Origin of the sequence: Endozoicomonas acroporae (assembly GCF_002864045.1) — a bacterium.
Lineage (GTDB): Bacteria > Pseudomonadota > Gammaproteobacteria > Pseudomonadales > Endozoicomonadaceae > Endozoicomonas > Endozoicomonas acroporae.
This window is the reverse complement of the sequence record NZ_PJPV01000037.1, coordinates 1-17460: the sequence shown is the minus strand read 5'-3', so window position 1 is coordinate 17460 and position 17460 is coordinate 1. Positions and strand designations below refer to the sequence as shown.

14 protein-coding genes are annotated in these 17460 nt (G+C 48.7%); 10 read left to right on the top strand and 4 right to left on the bottom strand.

What is annotated here, in order from left to right:
* Window positions 1-286: 286 nt before the first annotated feature.
* Window positions 287-493 (top strand): hypothetical protein, encoded by a 207-nt coding sequence (locus CX664_RS25585; RefSeq protein ID WP_145999855.1) that lies wholly within the window; start codon window positions 287-289, stop codon window positions 491-493.
* A gap of 55 nt (window positions 494-548) precedes the next feature.
* On the top strand, window positions 549-3164 hold the full coding sequence (gene adhE / locus CX664_RS05990; RefSeq protein WP_101745861.1) for a bifunctional acetaldehyde-CoA/alcohol dehydrogenase: 2616 nt from the start codon (window positions 549-551) through the stop codon (window positions 3162-3164).
* Between the two features lie 70 nt (window positions 3165-3234).
* Here the strand turns inward: adhE and CX664_RS05985 are convergent, their stop codons facing one another.
* On the bottom strand, window positions 3235-3528 hold the full coding sequence (locus tag CX664_RS05985; protein WP_101745860.1) for a hypothetical protein: 294 nt from the start codon (window positions 3526-3528) through the stop codon (window positions 3235-3237).
* A gap of 1189 nt (window positions 3529-4717) precedes the next feature.
* On the opposite strand from CX664_RS05985, the gene gap reads away from it, so the two are divergent.
* The 4 genes from gap to crr all read left to right on the top strand — a co-directional run bounded on the left by gap (window position 4718) and on the right by crr (window position 9241).
* The gene (gap, locus tag CX664_RS05980) at window positions 4718-5728 is read left to right on the top strand and encodes a type I glyceraldehyde-3-phosphate dehydrogenase (RefSeq protein WP_101745871.1); all 1011 of its coding nucleotides are present in this window, start codon (window positions 4718-4720) and stop codon (window positions 5726-5728) included.
* Between the two features lie 334 nt (window positions 5729-6062).
* Complete coding sequence (pyk, locus tag CX664_RS05975; RefSeq protein ID WP_101745859.1) at window positions 6063-7496, top strand: pyruvate kinase; 1434 nt, start codon at window positions 6063-6065, stop codon at window positions 7494-7496.
* 69 nt (window positions 7497-7565) lie between these two features.
* Window positions 7566-8546 (top strand): 6-phosphofructokinase, encoded by a 981-nt coding sequence (pfkA, locus tag CX664_RS05970; RefSeq protein WP_101745870.1) that lies wholly within the window; start codon window positions 7566-7568, stop codon window positions 8544-8546.
* A 188-nt stretch (window positions 8547-8734) separates the two neighbouring features.
* Window positions 8735-9241, top strand: coding sequence for a PTS glucose transporter subunit IIA (gene crr, locus CX664_RS05965; protein ID WP_101745858.1), 507 nt, complete (start codon window positions 8735-8737; stop codon window positions 9239-9241).
* Between the two features lie 105 nt (window positions 9242-9346).
* Here crr and CX664_RS26240 read toward each other — a convergent pair whose 3' ends face one another.
* The 3 genes from CX664_RS26240 to ptsG form a co-directional block, all read right to left on the bottom strand.
* Window positions 9347-9946 (bottom strand): hypothetical protein, encoded by a 600-nt coding sequence (locus tag CX664_RS26240; protein ID WP_163373309.1) that lies wholly within the window; start codon window positions 9944-9946, stop codon window positions 9347-9349.
* A 629-nt stretch (window positions 9947-10575) separates the two neighbouring features.
* A complete protein-coding gene (locus tag CX664_RS05955; RefSeq protein ID WP_101745856.1) occupies window positions 10576-11247 on the bottom strand; it encodes a hypothetical protein in 672 nt (223 codons plus the stop codon).
* Window positions 11248-11356: 109 nt separating this feature from the next.
* Window positions 11357-12790, bottom strand: a complete 1434-nt coding sequence (gene ptsG, locus CX664_RS05950; RefSeq protein ID WP_101745855.1) for a PTS glucose transporter subunit IIBC — start codon at window positions 12788-12790, stop codon at window positions 11357-11359.
* A gap of 754 nt (window positions 12791-13544) precedes the next feature.
* On the opposite strand from ptsG, the gene CX664_RS05945 reads away from it, so the two are divergent.
* From CX664_RS05945 to queF, 4 genes are all read left to right on the top strand, one after another.
* Window positions 13545-14456, top strand: a complete 912-nt coding sequence (locus CX664_RS05945) for a TIGR01777 family oxidoreductase (RefSeq protein WP_101745854.1) — start codon at window positions 13545-13547, stop codon at window positions 14454-14456.
* Window positions 14457-14585: 129 nt separating this feature from the next.
* Entirely contained in the window at window positions 14586-15533 is a 948-nt protein-coding gene (locus CX664_RS05940) for an ABC transporter ATP-binding protein (RefSeq protein WP_101745853.1), read from the top strand.
* A complete protein-coding gene (locus CX664_RS05935; RefSeq protein WP_101745852.1) occupies window positions 15533-16363 on the top strand; it encodes an ABC transporter permease in 831 nt (276 codons plus the stop codon). The genes CX664_RS05940 and CX664_RS05935 overlap by 1 nt, the downstream gene beginning before the upstream one ends.
* A 12-nt stretch (window positions 16364-16375) precedes the next feature.
* Window positions 16376-17227 carry an NADPH-dependent 7-cyano-7-deazaguanine reductase QueF gene (gene queF / locus CX664_RS05930; protein ID WP_101745851.1) on the top strand — a complete coding sequence of 284 codons (852 nt, stop codon included), beginning with the start codon at window positions 16376-16378 and terminating at the stop codon, window positions 17225-17227.
* The last annotated feature ends 233 nt before the right edge of the window (window positions 17228-17460 follow it).

Sequence of the window (17460 nt, the reverse complement as noted above, 5' to 3'; positions counted from 1 at the left end):
TCCAGTGGCCGGATTTTGAAAATGTTGTTTCAGTTTATTGGTTTTTATTGAGAAGGCCGTTTTTTATCAGTTTTTCCGAAGATTTAGTCTGGGAAAAAGCATGTCAATGTATGAATGCTGTTGATCTACTTTGATGCTCTTTTGGCAAAAAAAATCAATAGTGGTTTTTTGATTTGAATCAGTTTTTTTGAGGTTTTCTTGTGTTGTAATGCTGAGGACAGAGAGCGATATATACCTGAAGCCAAATAAAAAAATATTTTAAATAATTATTTAGCATAAAAATTTTGTGATACCCGGTGAACTTGCAAAGGCTGACGCAGGCAATTTTATCGAAGTTGAGAGTTTACCAATAAATGGCAATGGTCAGGCATTAATGCTCAGGATGCACTATCTTGAGGAAGTTGAAATAGAAGACGGAGACCTGATGATTGCCAGCTTATTAAACAGCATTTCTATTCTGGGCAAAGATATAAAAAAAACAGCCTCGGAATAATAGATAGTTTTTTTAAAGGTTATCTTGGTTAACTACTAGATAGAGGGCGATAATCATGGCCGGAAAAAAGCAGGCTGGAAAAACTGTAAATAAAGATGCAGTTGTTCAGGATGTTGATGCTCAGATTAATGCGTTAATTGAGCGGGCAATGGTGGCAAGGGAGAAGTTTCTCAAGCTGACTCAGGAAGATGTCGACAGGGTCACCAGGGCTATGGCTCTGGCGGGTCAGGCAGCTCATATGGAGCTGGCTCGAATGGCTGTTGAGGAGACCGGTCGTGGTATCCTGGAAGATAAGGTGACCAAAAACATCTTTGCCACCGAGTACGTTTACCACTCCATCAAGTACGATAAGACCGTAGGCGTTATTGAAGACAACGCTGAAGAAGATTTCATGCTGGTTGCTGAGCCGGTAGGCATTGTGTGTGGGGTTACTCCGGTGACTAACCCGACCTCCACCACCATGTTCAAGTCCATTATTTCTACCAAAACCCGTAACCCGATTATTTTTGCCTTCCACCCTTCGGCACAGAAGTGTTCCAGTGAAGCTGCCCGGATTGTTCGCGATGCAGCGGTTGCGGCCGGTGCCCCTGAAGACTGTGTGCTGTGGGTCGAGTACCCTTCCATCGAAGCGACTCAGAAGCTGATGACGCACCCTGAAGTTGCCGTTATTCTGGCGACCGGTGGCTCCGGTATGGTGCGCGCAGCCTACTCTTCCGGTAAGCCTGCCCTGGGCGTAGGTTCTGGTAACGTGCCTTGCATTATTGACCAGTCTGCAGATATCAAGCAGGCCTGTAATGACCTGGTGATGTCCAAGAGCTTCGATAATGGCATGATCTGCGCCTCTGAGCAGGCCGCGATTGTTCATCAGTCGGTTTATAAAGCGGTGGTCAAAGAGCTGAAGTCTCAGAATGTGTACTTCACGACGCCGGAGGAAACCGGGCGACTGGCTGAAGTGGTTATTCATGACGGTCATGTAAACAGTAAGATTGTTGGCATGAAGCCTTCTTATATTGCCGAACTCGCCGGTATCAAGGTGCCTGGGAATACCCGTATTCTGGCCGCAGAAATTGAGGGTGTCGGCCCTGAGTTCCCGCTGTCCCGGGAAAAGCTCTCTCCGGTTCTCGGGGTGCTCAAGGCGAAAGATGCCCATCATGCTGTTGAGCTGGCGGATCAAATGCTCAATTTTGGCGGTCTTGGACACTCTGCCGTGTTGCATGCCCAGGATAACCAGGTGATTGAAGAGTTCTCTCTGGCCATGAAAGCCGGTCGTATCATTATCAACTCTCCAAGCACCCACGGTGCCATTGGTGATATTTACAACACCAATATGCCTTCCCTGACTCTGGGTTGCGGCACCTACGGTGGTAACAGTACCACCTCCAACGTATCTGCGGTAAACCTGATCAATGTCAAGCGTGTCGCCAAGCGTCGGGTCAATATGCAATGGTTTAAACTTCCCGAAAAGATTTACTTCGAGGCCAACTCTCTTCAGTACCTTGAAAAGATGCAGGATATCTCTCGTGTCTTTATTGTGACTGATGAGGTTATTCAGTCCCTGGGTTATGTGGATAAAATCCTCTACCACCTGAGAAAGCGTACCGTGCCGGTTCAGGTTGAAATTTTCAATCAGGTTGAGCCTGATCCAAGTCTGGAGACCGTTCGCAATGGTGCCCGGGAAATGGCACGGTTTAACCCGGATGTGATCATAGCCCTGGGCGGTGGTTCTCCCATTGATGCGGCCAAGGGAATGTGGCTTTTCTATGAACAGCCGGATGCTGACTTTGCCGGTATGGCCCAGAAATTCCTGGATATCCGCAAGCGTGTCTATAAATTCCCGCATCTGGGTAAGAAGGCGAAGCTGGTTGCGATTCCGACCACTTCCGGTACCGGTTCTGAGGTAACATCATTCGCCGTTATTACCGATAAGGAAAAAGGTGCCAAGTACCCGCTGGCTGACTATGAGCTGACTCCGGATGTGGCCATTATTGACCCTAACCTGGTACTGACTGTTCCGAAGAAAGTGACAGCAGATACCGGCCTGGATGTGCTCACTCATGCCATGGAAGCTTATGTGTCCATCATGGCTTCAGACTACACCGATGCTCTGGCGATGAAAGCGATCCAGCTGGTCTTCGATTATCTGCCGCAGTCTTATGAAACCGCTGACCGAAAAGCCCGGGAGAAAATGCACAATGCATCCTGTATTGCCGGCATGGCATTTGCCAACGCTTTCCTGGGCGTCAACCATGCGATTGCCCATAAGCTGGGTAATGAATTGCATATTTCTCACGGTCAGGCCAATGCGGTGTTATTGCCTCATGTGATTGAGTATAACGGCTGCCCTAATCCAACCAAGGTGGCATCATTCCCGAAATATCAGTATTACATTGCCCACGAGAAGTATGCTGAGATTGCCAGAATGCTGGGCCTGCCCGCCAAGACGCCGGAAGAGGGGGTTAAATCCCTGGCCAATGCGGTTCGTGATTTGATGAAGCGCCTGGATATGCCTGCTTCTCTTCAGGAGATTGGTGTGGATGAGTCTCTGTTCAAGAGTAAAATCAGCATGCTGGCTAACCACGCCTTTGAAGATCAGACCACAACGGCGAATCCTCGTTTGCCATTGATTTCTGAGCTGGAAGAGCTGCTCATCAAGGCTTATTACGGTAAATAACCTTCGACTGAAATAGGTCGTATGCCTCTAATCAGAGTTTGGTTAGAGGCATTTTTTTATGGTGCAGTTGTTACTGGCTGTGGGTTAGTCCATCCCAGAAGGCTTTCATTTTGTCCATCAGAGACTGGCCTGCATCTTTTGCCTGTGTGGCAAATTTTCCCGCTGACTCCTTGCCTTGTTCCAGTTCACAGGCTGTTCGCTCTCCCAGGCATTGAGCTTTGCAAGTGCTGCTGTCCTGCTCATTGATAAGACTTGATGCCTTGCACTTGGCTGCACAAACCGATTGCTTTTGCTCGCAATTCAGCACTTCGGCGGTGATCGTGGAAGAAAAAATCAGCATCCCGGCAATAAATAGCTGTTTCATAAAAGACCAATATTAATAAGCGGTAAGAAGAATGATATTACCAGTTTACTTGATGTTGAGGGTCTGGGTATCAGCAGAAAGTTGATTTGTTGTGTTCTGTGATGTTGTTGAGTGTTTAATTTTTTTGGGTCTGTTTCTGCGGTTATATTTTTTATTTATAAAAAATGAAGTATTTGATGAATCTAATCATAACCAGTCAGATTGCCTGGCGTTTACAAATGACTGATTACAAAAAAATTACATTTTTCTGGTGGTGAAAGGATCATACATTTACTGATGTCTTGCTTTCTGTCTTGTAACTATGTTTTTTTGGTTGTTGTTTTTTGATGGGATGGAACAGTTGTCTCTGTTGGTGTGCTTGTTAATGGATTATATTGCTTAAATCTGGATTTTTTTGTTTTTTTGCTTTCAACCCTGAGTTACGGCAGCTTTGAGATATTTTAAGCTTATCTCTTCAGATGCGTAGGTGGTTTCTGTCGTTTTTTATTGTTGAATAGTTCGTCAGAGCCTTGTGATTAGAACTCTGTGGTCACTTATTCATGTTCATATTTGATAATGTCGATAAATAAGATCTTGCATTGGTGTAGCGGTGAGTTGGTCTGTAACGGGCTTGACTAGCGGGATTACAGTCCGCATTATCCCTATAGGTAAAGGTGCTGATCTGAATGTATGATGACAACGGATCTTGCTGACTGGCTAAGACAGCGTAATAGCGTGGTTCGTTGGGAGTACATATAAGAATTCGGAATCAAACAAAACTGTAACGGCTTTGCTGAATTCCGGTTTTTCGATCAAACTCTATATCACACTGGAGACCTATGAAGCTAACCAGTGGCTTCGACAATCGGTTGATCCCGGATGAGAAGCGGTGTGAAATTATGTGTTATGTGTTGTTTTATTTTGCATATTTGTAACTCCGTACCACCAAGAAGTCAACCCTTGTCCGTAAGTTTATGTGCTTCAGGGATACAAGTCCTGTGGAGTGGGTTTCGAAATGCGGCAGCTAATCAATGTTGTCGTTTGTTTTTAGTGGTGCTGTGACTGGGTAAAATCTGTGATCTGCCGTTAAACCCTGTAGTTAGGTGTTTGGGGTTTGCGATAGGTGTATTTACTGTGCTGCATTCGCTGACGAAATCCTTTTTACTAGAGGCAGGGCGGTAATTCCGCTTTGATTAACGGTATTGGAGACATCATGATCAAGATTGCTATTAATGGCTACGGCCGTATCGGTCGCAACGTACTGCGCGCACTCTACGAAGCTGGCCGTCGCGATGAATACCAGATTGTTGCCATTAATGATCTGGGTGACACCAAAATCAATACTCACCTGACTAAGTACGACACCGTTCATGGCCGTTTCAACGCACAGGTTGAAGAAGGCGAAGGTGCTCTGTTCGTAAACGGTGACGAAATCAAGACTTTCTCTGAGCGTGACCCTTCCAGGCTGCCATGGGGCGAGCTGGGTGTTGACGTTGTCTTTGAATGTACTGGTGTTTTCCGTTCCAAAGATTCCTGCAAGCCACACCTGGATGCTGGTGCCAGGAAAGTTATCATTTCTGCGCCTGGCTCAAACGTTGACGCTACTATCGTTTACGGTGTGAACCACGACACTCTGACAGCAGATATGACCGTTATTTCTAACGCATCCTGCACCACTAACTGTCTGGCTCCTATCGCCAAGCCTCTGAACGACGCCCTGGGCATTGATAAGGGTCTGATGACCACTATCCACGCTTACACCAACGACCAGCGTCTGAGCGATGTATACCACTCTGACCTGTACCGTGCCCGTGCCGCTGCCATGAACATGATTCCAACCGCTACCGGTGCTGCTGCTGCTGTTGGTGAAGTTGTTCCTGAACTGAAAGGCAAGTTCGACGGCATGGCGGTGCGCGTACCGACCATCAACGTTTCTCTGGTGGACCTGAGCTTCGTTGCTGCGCGTGAAACCACCGTTGAAGAAGTGAACGAAATCATCGCTGTTGCTGCCAAGTCCAACCCGGCCATGGCAACTGTTCTGTCTGTGAACAACGAAGAGCTGGTTTCCATGGACTTCAACCACAGTCCGTTCTCTTCCAACTTCGATGCTACTCAGACTCGTGTTCTGGGCAACCTGGTTAAGGTTATGTCCTGGTACGACAACGAGTGGGGCTTCTCCAACCGTATGCTGGATACGGCCAAGGCCCTGATGAACGCGTAAGGCATTCACCCAGTGAACTCAACACAGGCTCGTTTAACGGGCCTGTGCTGGTTACGATAAATGAGATAAGTTGTTTCAGGCTGTTGGTAAACAGAGAGAAGACAGTGCTACGGGGCAACATGGCTCCTATACTCTAACGGCACTTTCTTCTTTTGTTTGCACTCCGTTCAATACATTTGTCCTGCAGAGCAGAGGTGTACAGGTTGTGAACGGCTGCCGTGCACATCATTAATCCATTTGGTTAACTACTTAAGGCCTGTCGCTTGCTGTAATGACTCCGGTGGGGGCTGAAGGCTCCCACGACAGCGGCGGGTTCACAAGCGAGAGGATTATTATGCTCAGACGCACAAAAATTGTCGCAACCCTGGGGCCTGCAACAGAATCTGAAGAACAACTGCAAAAGCTGATTGAAGCTGGCGTCAACGTTGTTCGCCTTAACTTCTCCCACGGTGATCCGGAAGATCACAAAGCCCGTGCCAAAACCATTCGTGAAATTGCCGAAAGACTGAACCGTCCGGTTGCTATCCTGGGTGATCTGCAAGGGCCAAAGATTCGCATTGGCCGTTTCCAGAATGGCAAGATTCACCTTCCGGATGGCGCAACCTTTCACCTGGATGCCAGCCTTCCCATTGATGATGGCGATGAAACCCAGGTGGGGCTCGGTTATAAAGATCTGCCAAACGACTGCAAGGTTGGTGACATACTGCTGCTTGATGACGGGCGGATCAGCCTGGAAGTCATGGCTATTGATGGTCCGAGCATAAAGACCAAAGCGATCAATGGCGGCGAGCTGTCCAACAACAAGGGCATTAACCTTCAGGGTGGAGGTCTTTCTGCGGCGGCATTAACGGAAAAAGATAAGCAGGACATTCTTCTGGCGGCTGAGCTGGAAGTGGACTATCTGGCAGTATCTTTTGTCCGTCATGCCAGCGATGTTGAAGAAGCCCGTCGTCTACTCCACGAAGCTGGCGGAACCGCCGCTATACTGTCCAAGATTGAGCGGGCCGAGGTGGTGAACGACCATGACCTGCTGGCTGACATTATTTCCGCATCCGATGCCGTGATGGTTGCCCGTGGTGACCTGGGGGTCGAAATTGGTGATCCTGAGCTGATTGGTGCCCAGAAGCACATGATCAGTGAAGCCCGTCGTTTGAATAAACCGGTCATTACCGCCACTCAGATGATGGAGTCCATGATTCACAACACGCAACCAACCCGGGCAGAAGTGTTTGACGTCGCCAATGCGGTACTGGATGGCACTGATGCCGTGATGTTATCCGGTGAAACCGCCACCGGTAAGCGCCCGGATGAAGTGGTCAAGGCCATGAGTCGCATTTGTCTCGGTGCTGAAAAACAGTCCGTTGAGTACATGACGGAGCGCCGCATTGGTCAGTTTACCAATATTGATGAGGCCATCGCTCAGGCAACCCTGTTTGCAGCTAACCATCAGAGTGACATTAAGGCCATCGTCTGTCTGACGAAAAGTGGTGCCACACCGCTGTGGATGTCCAGAATCAATACCCGTCTTCCTATTTTTGCCCTGACGCGTTACCAGACTACCGAGCGCCGGGTTGCCCTGTATCGTGGCGTAGAAGCGGTGGCGTTTGACAGTGGTACTGAGTACGGCCCGGAAGTCAATGGACGTGCAATTAATGTCCTCAAAGAGCGTGGCCTTCTGGAAGCAGGCGACAGGATTATTCTGACCAAAGGCGAAAGTCAGGAAATCGAAGGTGGTACCAACACCATGCAGATTATCAGCGTAAGCTGAGTCAACAGAACCTATTTATTTCTAATTGCTTTACCAGCAGTTAGGCACTTGGAAGGAGAAGAGCCTGGCATGACCGAATTAAAGAGAGTCGGAGTTTTGACTTCCGGGGGCGACGCTCCCGGTATGAATGCGGCCATCCGTGCCGCTGTTCGTGCCTGCATTTACTACGGTATTGTTCCCGTAGTGATTCAGGAAGGCTACAAAGGGTTGATTGAAAACCGTATGGAAGTGGCGGATGCCCGGACGGTTGCCAATATCATTAATCAAGGGGGGACCTTCCTGAAATCTGCCCGCTGTCAGGAGTTCCGCACCAAAGAGGGCCGTGTAAAGGCTTACGAAAATGCCCGGGCTGCTGAGCTGGATGGTCTGGTGGTGATCGGAGGTGATGGTTCATTCACCGGTGCCATGCTGCTGGAAGAAGAGCATGGTCTGCCCTGTATTGGCGTTCCCGGTACCATCGATAATGACATTTACGGGACTGACTTCACCATCGGTTATGACACAGCCCTGAATACTGTTGTCGAAGCCATCGATAAGATTCGTGATACTGCAACTTCTCACAACCGCCTGTTCTTCATTGAAGTGATGGGCCGTGATGCCGGCTTTATTGCTCTGAACACGGGTATTGCTTCCGGTGCAGAAGATATCCTGATTCCTGAGCAGGAAAAGACGGTTGAAGTGTTCATGGAATCTTTGCAGAAGAGCGGCCGTGCGGGCAAAACCTCCAGTATTATTGTGGTTGCTGAAGGTGATCGCAGTGGCGGTGTTTTTGAACTGTCCCGTGCTGTGGAAGAAAACTTTCCTGAATATGAAGTGAAGGTTACCGTGCTGGGGCATATCCAGCGTGGTGGCAAGCCTACCTGCTTTGACCGTGTTCTGGCCAGTCGTCTTGGTGTTGCCTCTGTAGAAGCGCTGCGCAATGGCGACAGTGGTATTATGGTCGGCGTTCGTGACCAGCAGGTGGTGAAAACCCCGCTGGAAAGAGCAATCAGTAAGCACAACCAGATTGACAATCACCTGATGAAAGTGGCTGAAATCGTTTCGGTTTGATTCTCTGGTGTCCAATGGTTGAATGCTGATCAGCAGATGACTAAAGTTCTTTAAGTCGGAAAAGCCTCTGAACAAGAGGCTTTTTGCTTTCCTCCCAGCCGGTATCAGCCGGTCCCGCATCTGTGAAGCGATCTCATGCCATGAGCAAGCTTCACAGAAGATTGTTGTAACAGCCGCAGGTAACAGTTATGGCTATCTTTGACTCTCTCAAAAAAAGTCTGGGCTTTGGCTCGAATGAGGGAACAGTCCTGAAGGCACCTTTGACGGGTAAGATTGTTCCCATAGAGGACGTTCCGGATCCGGTGTTTGCCGACAAGGTGGTGGGAGATGGTCTGGCCATTGATCCAACCGGGCATATTATGGTCGCGCCCTGTGATGGCGTGATTGGCAAGATTTTTGAAACCAATCATGCTTTCAGTATGGAAACCCCCTCGGGCGTTGAGCTGTTTGTCCATTTTGGCATTGACACCGTGGAGCTGAAAGGGGAGGGCTTTAAACGGATAGCGACAGAAGGGCAGCGGATTAAAGCGGGTGATCCTGTGGTTGAAGTGGATCTTACTTTGCTGAAGGAAAAGGCGAGAAGTGTGGTAACGCCCATTGTGATCTCCAGTATGGACGATGTCAGTCATCTGGAGAAATCCAGCGGGCATGTGCAGGCTGGGGCTGATACGCTGTTGACTGTATATATGAAGTGAGCCGCTTGCAATGATGGCCAGCCAGGCTGGTTTGGCCATTGACGAAAGTTCGCTTATGCAAAAACTGTTCAGGCAGGAAAAGTGTCGCGCAGAAACACGACAAAGTCAGTTTTTGGGCATAAATGAAGGGATTTTCATTTGTTGAAACCTGGCTATGTTTTCAGCAAATTCTGGTGCGTCCTTATTAGCCATTGCCATTTCAAGGTCGAAAGCGTCAACTTTCAGATCATCACCAACGACACTGTTGAAGCTTTCTACTGCCTGTTTAAAGTTTGCTTTAGCCACATTAATGTTAGATTCAGACGCTATGTGAGCATTACTTCTATGACTCAGGTCCTGTAACTCATTTTTACACTTTTGCATCTGTTTCAGGGTATCGCAAAGGTTGGTAAATTTTTTCTCAGTGTCTGGATTTTTAAGGGCCAGATCTATTGGTTGCTCAACATTCTCTGTATTCTCTACAAAGGCAGGGATGTTCATTTGTTTATATTTTGCGGCGTCTTCAGCATATTCTGGTGACTGTTTATTCGCCATTGTCATTTCAAGGTCTGAAGCGTCAATTTGTTGATCAGCACTGACGGAGTTATTGAAGCTGTCAACTGCCGCATTAAACTTTGCTTTCGCCCGCTGAAGTTCAAGATTACACATTCTGAACTCGTCAGTGCCACGCTCCAGGGTTCGTAAATCATTTTTAAAAGTTTGCATCCGTTCCAGATTGGAGCAAAGCCTGTCAAATCTCCTTTTGATGGTCGCTGGATTGGCCTGTTTTGCTGGTTGCTCAACACTCTTTTCTGTTGCTTGTTTGTCACTGATGGTTGAGCCTTGTTGCTGTGTTGGCTTGTACACTTGGGCGTGTCTGGACCGGATGCTGGTTTTTTCGGGTGTTGACGAAAAACGGGATAACAGGGATGACAGGAATGACTTGAATGTTTTTGGTGTTGTGACCTTAAACCCGCGAAAGTCTCCCTCTGATTTACTGGTTTCCGGAGTTTTAACGTCGTTGATTGTCGGTGTCAGGTTGACAGGTTGATGGCCGCCGCCGACTCCATGCATCACAGTGTCTCCCCTGCACAATTAAGAAGATAGTGAAATATAGTCTATTTGTCGGCTTGTATGGCTAATGAATGAGTGCAAGCCAGAAGGTATCTTTGACGGGAATGAATGTTCCCATAAAGGATGCTTCGAATCCGCTGTTCGCTAGGAGCCTGTCGGACTTAAGACTGTCCTACTGCGGTTGCGATAAATTGGTCTAAAAATTCCTGCTTCTTCGTCAAATAGCCCCGCTATTCTCCTCAGAAGCAGAAATTTTTATCCTCAATTTCTCGCAATCCTCGCTACGGACGCTTAAGTCCGACAGGCTCCTGGCGCTTAAGTAGATCAGTTTTCATTTTTTCATACTTGGCTACGTCTTTAGCTGATTCAGGTGAGCGTTTTTCCTCTGGTACCTGTAACGCGTCAAAATCAATTTTCAGTTGAGGGTCCACCATTTTATTGAATTTTTGCTGGGCACGGGTGCCCTTTTGTTTGGCACCAGCCATGTCATTTTGGCATTCAGTGATCTGTGCTTTGACTTCCGTGTATCGCGGGCCATTGACTGCCCCGGGAATCCTCAGAAGCCTGTCGTTAGTGCTATAAAGCTCGGACAGTTCTTCTTGTAACTGTTGTATTTTCTCCAATTCCTGGTTGATTTGAGAAAAGAGTTTCAGGGACTTTGGGTTATTACTTGCCTTTTTCAAAGCCTGCTCAAAATCCTGGCTGCTGTCTTTGGCTCCGGCGTTATCGCTCTCATTAACAAGGGGTTGCAGGGCAGAGGCAAGCACGGCGATATTTCGTGAAGCAAGCTTGGCGTTGTCGGGGATTGATGAATAATTTGCAGAGAGAATATTTCTTACGCCTTCAACGACGGTGACTTTGAGCTGGCCAAAAAAGCCTTTGTCAGTCTGGACATTGCTGTCGTTTGCTGTTGCCAGATTGGCGGGTTGCTGAGTGCCTCCTACTCCATGCATGCGCTTATCTCCGCAATAATTATGAAAATTTTTCTATCGGCGGATTCCTGTCATTCATAAGCACCGCCAGAAGTCCTGAGACCAGGATGCTTCTGGCGTGACTCCCTTATCATATGGTCTTCATGGCCTCCTGCATTTCGGTACGGATATGGTCAGACCTGGGTCCGAAGATCGCCTGCATATTATGGCCAACCACCACCACTGCGGTTGCGCCCAGCTGTTTGATACGGTCAACATCGGCATTCTCTGTATTGTTAACGGTGACTCTGAGGCGGGTAATGCAGGCATCCAGGTGTTTAATATTGCCTTTACCACCAAACGCATTAATCAGGTTAACGGCCAGCTCGCTGGATGACCCGGCATTGACTTCGCTGTCACTTTCATCTTCGCGCCCGGGCGTTTTCAAGTTAAGTGCCAGAATCAATACCCGGAAAATAACATAGTAAAGTACGGCATAGAGAGCCCCGAGCATAATGATCCAGACAGGTTTGGTGGCAATGCCGAAATAGAGTACATAGTCGATCAGGCCATTAGAGAAGGACATGGCCATCTTGATGTCCAGATAGTTGGTGATGGCGTAAGCCATGCCAGCCAGCAACGCGTGCATACCATAGAGCAGCGGGGCAACAAACAGGAAAGAAAATTCAATGGGCTCTGTGATGCCTGTCAGTAACGAGGTCAGTGCTGCAGAGATCATGATACCGCCAGCTTTAGCCCTGTTTTCCGGTTTTGCACAATGCCACATGGCAATGGCAGCAGCAGGCAAACCAAACATTTTGAACAGATAGCCGCCGGCCAGAAAACCGGCGGTTGGGTCTCCGGCAAAGAAGCGGGCAATATCGCCATTAAATACCGTACCGGACTCATCAATAAATTCACCCATTTCCATATGGAAAGGCACGTTCCAGATATGGTGCAGGCCAAAAGGGATGAGTAGCCTTTCGACAAAACCGTAAACAAACCCTGCCGCCTCCGGGTTTTCATTCACTGACCAATGGGAAAAGTTATTGATAACGGATTGGACTGGAGGCCAGATAAAGCTCAGCAGAATACCGAGGAAAATGGCACCAATACCGGTAGCAATGGGGACAAACCGTTTACCGGCAAAGAAACCAAGATACTCCGGTAACTGAATTTTGTAGTACCGGTTAAACATCACGGAAGCCAGTATCCCGACAATGATGCCACCAAAGACGCCGGTATCAATGGTACTAATGCCCATCACCGATGAGGGTTCAAAGCCCAGTTGATTGGCCATGATACCCATGGTGCCGAGCATAATGACAAAGCCAACGACAGCAGCCACTGAAGCAACACCGTCGTTTTCTGCCAGACCTATGGCGGTACCAATGGCAAAAATCAGCGGCAGATTGCTGAATACGGCACCGCCGGCATGGGCCATAATGCTGGAAATCAGGTCCGGTATGAACGAAAACCCTGCACTGCCCACGCCCAGAAGAATCCCGGCTACAGGCAGTACGGCAACTGGCAGCATTAATGCTTTACCAATTTTTTGCAGCGTACCGAAAGTACTTTTGATCATGAGGGTGGCTCCGGAAAGGGATTAACCGGTCAGACCGCCTCTTGGATAGTAACCGGTCAACTGCAACTCCTGCCCGTTATAAATGGCGACGGAGTACAGATACCCTGCTGCGATCAGATTGAGTCAGTCTCGGTTAGTGTGTTGGAGGAGAAAAACAATAGTCCATAAGAATAGACCAACTGGATGCGTTACTGAGGAGCAGCCCGGATATTTCATAAACTGCCCCGATTCTCGCGAAGGACTTTGTCGCTCTAAGGGATTTTGTGAGGGAGCGCCGTACCGGGGAGTACGGTCGACTGAGCAAAACTCCCTTAGAGCGGCAAAGGACAAGCGAGAGCGGGAGCACGTTTATGAAATATCCGGGCTAGTGTCAGATTCTGTTGGTTCGTAGGTGGAGCTATTAATGGCTTAATAGGTATATGTCGAAATAATTTGATCTGGATCAAGTGATCGCGTACGGCTTTTACGTATAATTCGAAGCGTGCACTGGATCAACGAGAGCAGGTCAAACAACAAGAAATGCCCTGCTCCGGGTCTGGGTAGTCAACACCACAGCATGGAAATTAGAATAGAAGCGGGAGCATCAGGGTGGCAGTCAATAAAGCTCAGGTTTGAGGGGACCTGGGCTTTTTTTTATCTTTTCAGAAAATGTTACGATTATTAACGGATGTGAGTATTATTTATCAAATGTAGTTTCCCTGCCCCTGCTGGCAATAAGCCAGGGTTGGGGCTGAGCAATGGAGCTGATGGATTCATGCAATATCTGATTACTGGGGGTACCGGGTTTATTGGGCGCCGACTGGTTCATCGTCTGCTTAATGAAGGGCATCAGGTGGTCGTGTTGAGTCGTCAACCGGCTAAAGAGGTTCGTCTGCAACTCTCTACCCGGGTAAAACCTGTTTCCTCGCTATCCGCTGTTAATCCAGCCTCGTATTTTGATGCGGTGATTAATCTCGCCGGGGAGGGCATCCTCGATAAAAGATGGAGCCGGGCTCGCAAAAAGACCCTGCTGGATAGCCGTATTGGGGTAACGTCAGAGCTGGTGGACCTGATTGAGCGGATGGAAAATAAACCGGGCTGTTTCATCAGTGCTTCTGCGATCGGGTATTATGGCTTCTCCCGTCCCGGCGAGGAGCTGGATGAGTCCGCAGAAGTGGGCAGTGACTTCGCGGCAACCCTTTGTGATCGCTGGGAACAGGTGGCCAGGCGCGTTGAGGCATTGGGGGTTCGCACCTGTATCGTCCGAATCGGTGTGGTGTTGCACCCCAGTGGCGGAGCGTTGCAGAAGATGCTACCTGTTTTCCGTCTGGGGCTGGGGGGGCCAATTGGCAACGGCCGACAGATCATGTCCTGGATACACATGGACGATATGCTCAATGCATTGCTCTATCTGGTAAACCATCCGGAAACAAAAGGAGTTTTCAATGCCGTTTCCCCGGAGATTCTGACCAACAAGGCATTTGCCAAAGAGCTTGGGCGTGCGGTTCGCCGACCGGCGATCTTGACCACGCCAGAAAGTGTTCTTGCGTTGCTGCTTGGAGAGTCTGCACAGTTGCTAACGGAAGGGCAGGCGGTGACGCCCAGACGACTTCAGGAGGCGGGCTTTACCTTCGCTTACCCCAATGCCAGAAAGGCTTTGGCATCACTGCTTGCTTACCTGCGATAAACGTTCCTCACTGGCCGGGGGCGTTTCTTATCCTGATCACTGCAGACCGTGTAAATAAATTAACGGTCTCAAAGATCTTTTTATTATAAGATTTCATAACTGATTATAGATATCTCAAGGCTGAGAACCATGACTCAGGCATTGGCCATCAAGAATTTAAAAAAAGTATACGACGACGGTTTTGTTGCTCTGAAAGGGGTTGACCTGGAGGTCGCGAAAGGCGACTTTTTTGCCTTGCTGGGTCCCAATGGTGCCGGCAAATCAACCACCATCGGCGTGATTTCATCAATGGTCCGAAAGTCTGCCGGGAGTGTCTCTGTCTTCGGTCATGACATTGAGCGTGATCTGGTTCAGGCCAAGCGTTCCCTGGGGGTAGTGCCCCAGGAATTTAATTTTAATCAGTTTGAAAAAGTTGCAGACATCCTGGTCAGTCAGGCTGGCTATTATGGCCTTTCTGCCAGGCAGGCCAGACCCCGTATTGAGCACTACCTGAAAAAACTCGGCTTGTGGGATAAGCGCTTTACCCAGTCCCGAATGCTGTCAGGCGGTATGAAGCGACGCTTGATGATTGCCAGGGCGTTGATCCATGAACCTGAATTGCTGATTCTTGATGAACCCACCGCTGGCGTGGATATAGAGCTGCGTAGAAGTCTGTGGGAGTTTATCAAAGAGATCAACGACCAGGGCGCTACGATTATTCTGACTACCCACTATCTGGAAGAGGCGGAGCAACTCTGTCGTAATATTGCCATCATCGATCAGGGGGAAATCGTGGAAAACACCAGCATGAAACGGCTGCTCAGCCTGTTGCAGAAGGAAAGTTTTGTCCTGGATTTGCGCCAGCCTATTGAACAGATACCGGTGTTTTCAGGCTATAAGGTGAACAAAATTGACAACAACTCCCTGGAAGTTGAAGTGGATAAGAATACGGGCGTGAACGATCTGTTCCGGCAGCTGAGTGAACTTAAAATAGAAGTCGCCAGCATGCGAAATAAAAACAACCGACTGGAAGAGCTTTTTGTCAATATGACCAAAGGTGCCCTGAAAGGTGAAAGCGCAACGGGAGGCGAAGCGTGATGTCAGGCTTGGAGCATGGAGGAAGTCAAGGCCTGCCAGAAAGGCCGCAACACAGTGAGTTTCGTTATCACTGGGTTGCCTTTGTCACCATCTTTGCCAAGGAAGTGCGGCGCTTTATGCGAATCTGGCCGCAAACTCTGTTACCGCCGGCGATTTCCATGGTGCTCTATTTTGTTATTTTTGGGGCGGTGATTGGTTCTCGCATTGGTACCATGAGCGGCTTCAGTTATATGACTTACGTCTTGCCCGGGTTGATCATGATGTCGGTGATTACCAACAGCTTCAGTAACGTGGCCTCCAGTTTTTTCAGCAATAAATTTCAGCGAAGCATTGAAGAGGTGCTGATATCTCCCGTGCCCAACTGGATCATTCTGGCGGGCTATGTGCTGGGAGGGGTGGCCCGGGGGGTGATTACCGGGGCTATCGTCATGGGGCTGGGGCTGTTCTTTGTTGAGCTGGATGTCCATGATGTGTTTGCTACCTTACTGGCCGTGGTCATGACCGCCACCCTGTTTTCCCTGGGCGGGTTTATCAATGGTGTCTTTGCCAGGAAGTTTGACGATGTGTCTATTATTCCAACCTTTGTATTGACGCCCATGACCTACCTTGGTGGTGTTTTTTACTCCATCGAAATCCTGCCCGAATTCTGGCAGAAAGTCTCTATGCTCAATCCGATTCTCTATCAGGTGAATACCTTTCGCTATGGACTTCTGGGGGAAGCAGGTGGTGTTGATACCCGCTTTGCTTTTGCGGTAATGTTGCTGGCGATATTGTTACTGGGTGCCTACAGCTTGCACCTGCTGAAAACGGGTCGAGGTCTGAGAAGTTGATGGTTGTTGGCAATGAATGATGTTCTGCATGCTTCACCGCTGGGTAAAAACAGCGACTACAAATCGGCATACGATCCTTCGCTGCTGTTTCCCATTGAGCGGCAAGACAAGCGTATAGAGCTGGGTATTGATCCGGATAATTTGCCGTTTTACGGTCGTGATCTCTGGTATGGCTATGAGCTTTCCTGGTTAAACCTTTCCGGAAAGCCCGTTGTACGCGTTGCCCGGTTTGAGCTGCCCTGCAGCTCCCCCTGCCTGATTGAATCCAAGTCGTTCAAACTGTATCTCAACTCATTTAATCAATCCCGGTTTGCCAGTGCTGAACAGGTTGCAGACTGTATTGCCCGGGACCTTTCGGCAGCAGCCAAAGCACCGGTGGCAGTGCGGTTATATACCATCAATGAATTTGAGGCTCGTGCTTTTGATCCTGCGCCGGGAACCAATATTGATGAAGTTGATGTCATTGTGGATTGTTACCAATATGATCCAACGCTACTGGCCAAAAGCTCAACAGGTGATAAATCAGCGGCTGATGATGGGTTAGTCAGTGAGACGTTGAATACCCATCTGCTGAAATCCAACTGTCCGGTTACCGGCCAGCCGGACTGGGGAACGCTGGTGGTCAGTTATCGTGGTGAGCAGATTGATCATGCATCGCTACTGAAATATGTCTGTTCATTCAGGGATCACCAGGAGTTCCATGAACAGTGTGTTGAGCGAGCGTTTGTTGATCTGCAAAAACACTACAGGTTTACCGAGCTGACAGTCTATGCCCAATATCTGCGGCGGGGTGGGCTGGATATTAACCCCTGGCGCAGTACATCAGATAGCAAACCAGGGGCTCTCCGGTTTATTCGACAATAAGTAGCTAACCATATGAAATCATATATTTCTGACTCCTTGTTCAGGTACTCCCGGCAACTGCTCCTGCGTTGCTCTAGCTCCTGCATCCATGCAGTCGTGCTTCGTTACAACTCCGGTCACATAGCTACGGCTATGCTCCCTCCGTTGTGCCTCGCATAGCACCTGCCCAAGTAGCCAGAAATATGTGATTCCATATGGCCAGCTACTTAGTCGCCTGAACTATTACCGGTCAG

Bases quoted from the DNA above. Each gene is read 5' to 3' on its own strand.
- adhE (WP_101745861.1), top strand. From the start codon at position 549: ATGGCCGGAAAAAAGCAGGCTGGAAAAACTGTAAATAAAGATGCAGTT.
- pyk (WP_101745859.1), top strand. From the start codon at position 6,063: ATGCTCAGACGCACAAAAATTGTCGCAACCCTGGGGCCTGCAACAGAA.
- ptsG (WP_101745855.1), bottom strand. From the start codon at position 12,790: ATGATCAAAAGTACTTTCGGTACGCTGCAAAAAATTGGTAAAGCATTA.
- queF (WP_101745851.1), top strand. From the start codon at position 16,376: ATGAATGATGTTCTGCATGCTTCACCGCTGGGTAAAAACAGCGACTAC.
- CX664_RS05985 (WP_101745860.1), bottom strand. From the start codon at position 3,528: ATGAAACAGCTATTTATTGCCGGGATGCTGATTTTTTCTTCCACGATC.
- pfkA (WP_101745870.1), top strand. From the start codon at position 7,566: ATGACCGAATTAAAGAGAGTCGGAGTTTTGACTTCCGGGGGCGACGCT.
- CX664_RS26240 (WP_163373309.1), bottom strand. From the start codon at position 9,946: ATGCAAACTTTTAAAAATGATTTACGAACCCTGGAGCGTGGCACTGAC.
- CX664_RS05935 (WP_101745852.1), top strand. From the start codon at position 15,533: ATGTCAGGCTTGGAGCATGGAGGAAGTCAAGGCCTGCCAGAAAGGCCG.
- crr (WP_101745858.1), top strand. From the start codon at position 8,735: ATGGCTATCTTTGACTCTCTCAAAAAAAGTCTGGGCTTTGGCTCGAAT.
- CX664_RS05940 (WP_101745853.1), top strand. From the start codon at position 14,586: ATGACTCAGGCATTGGCCATCAAGAATTTAAAAAAAGTATACGACGAC.
- CX664_RS05945 (WP_101745854.1), top strand. From the start codon at position 13,545: ATGCAATATCTGATTACTGGGGGTACCGGGTTTATTGGGCGCCGACTG.
- CX664_RS05955 (WP_101745856.1), bottom strand. From the start codon at position 11,247: ATGCATGGAGTAGGAGGCACTCAGCAACCCGCCAATCTGGCAACAGCA.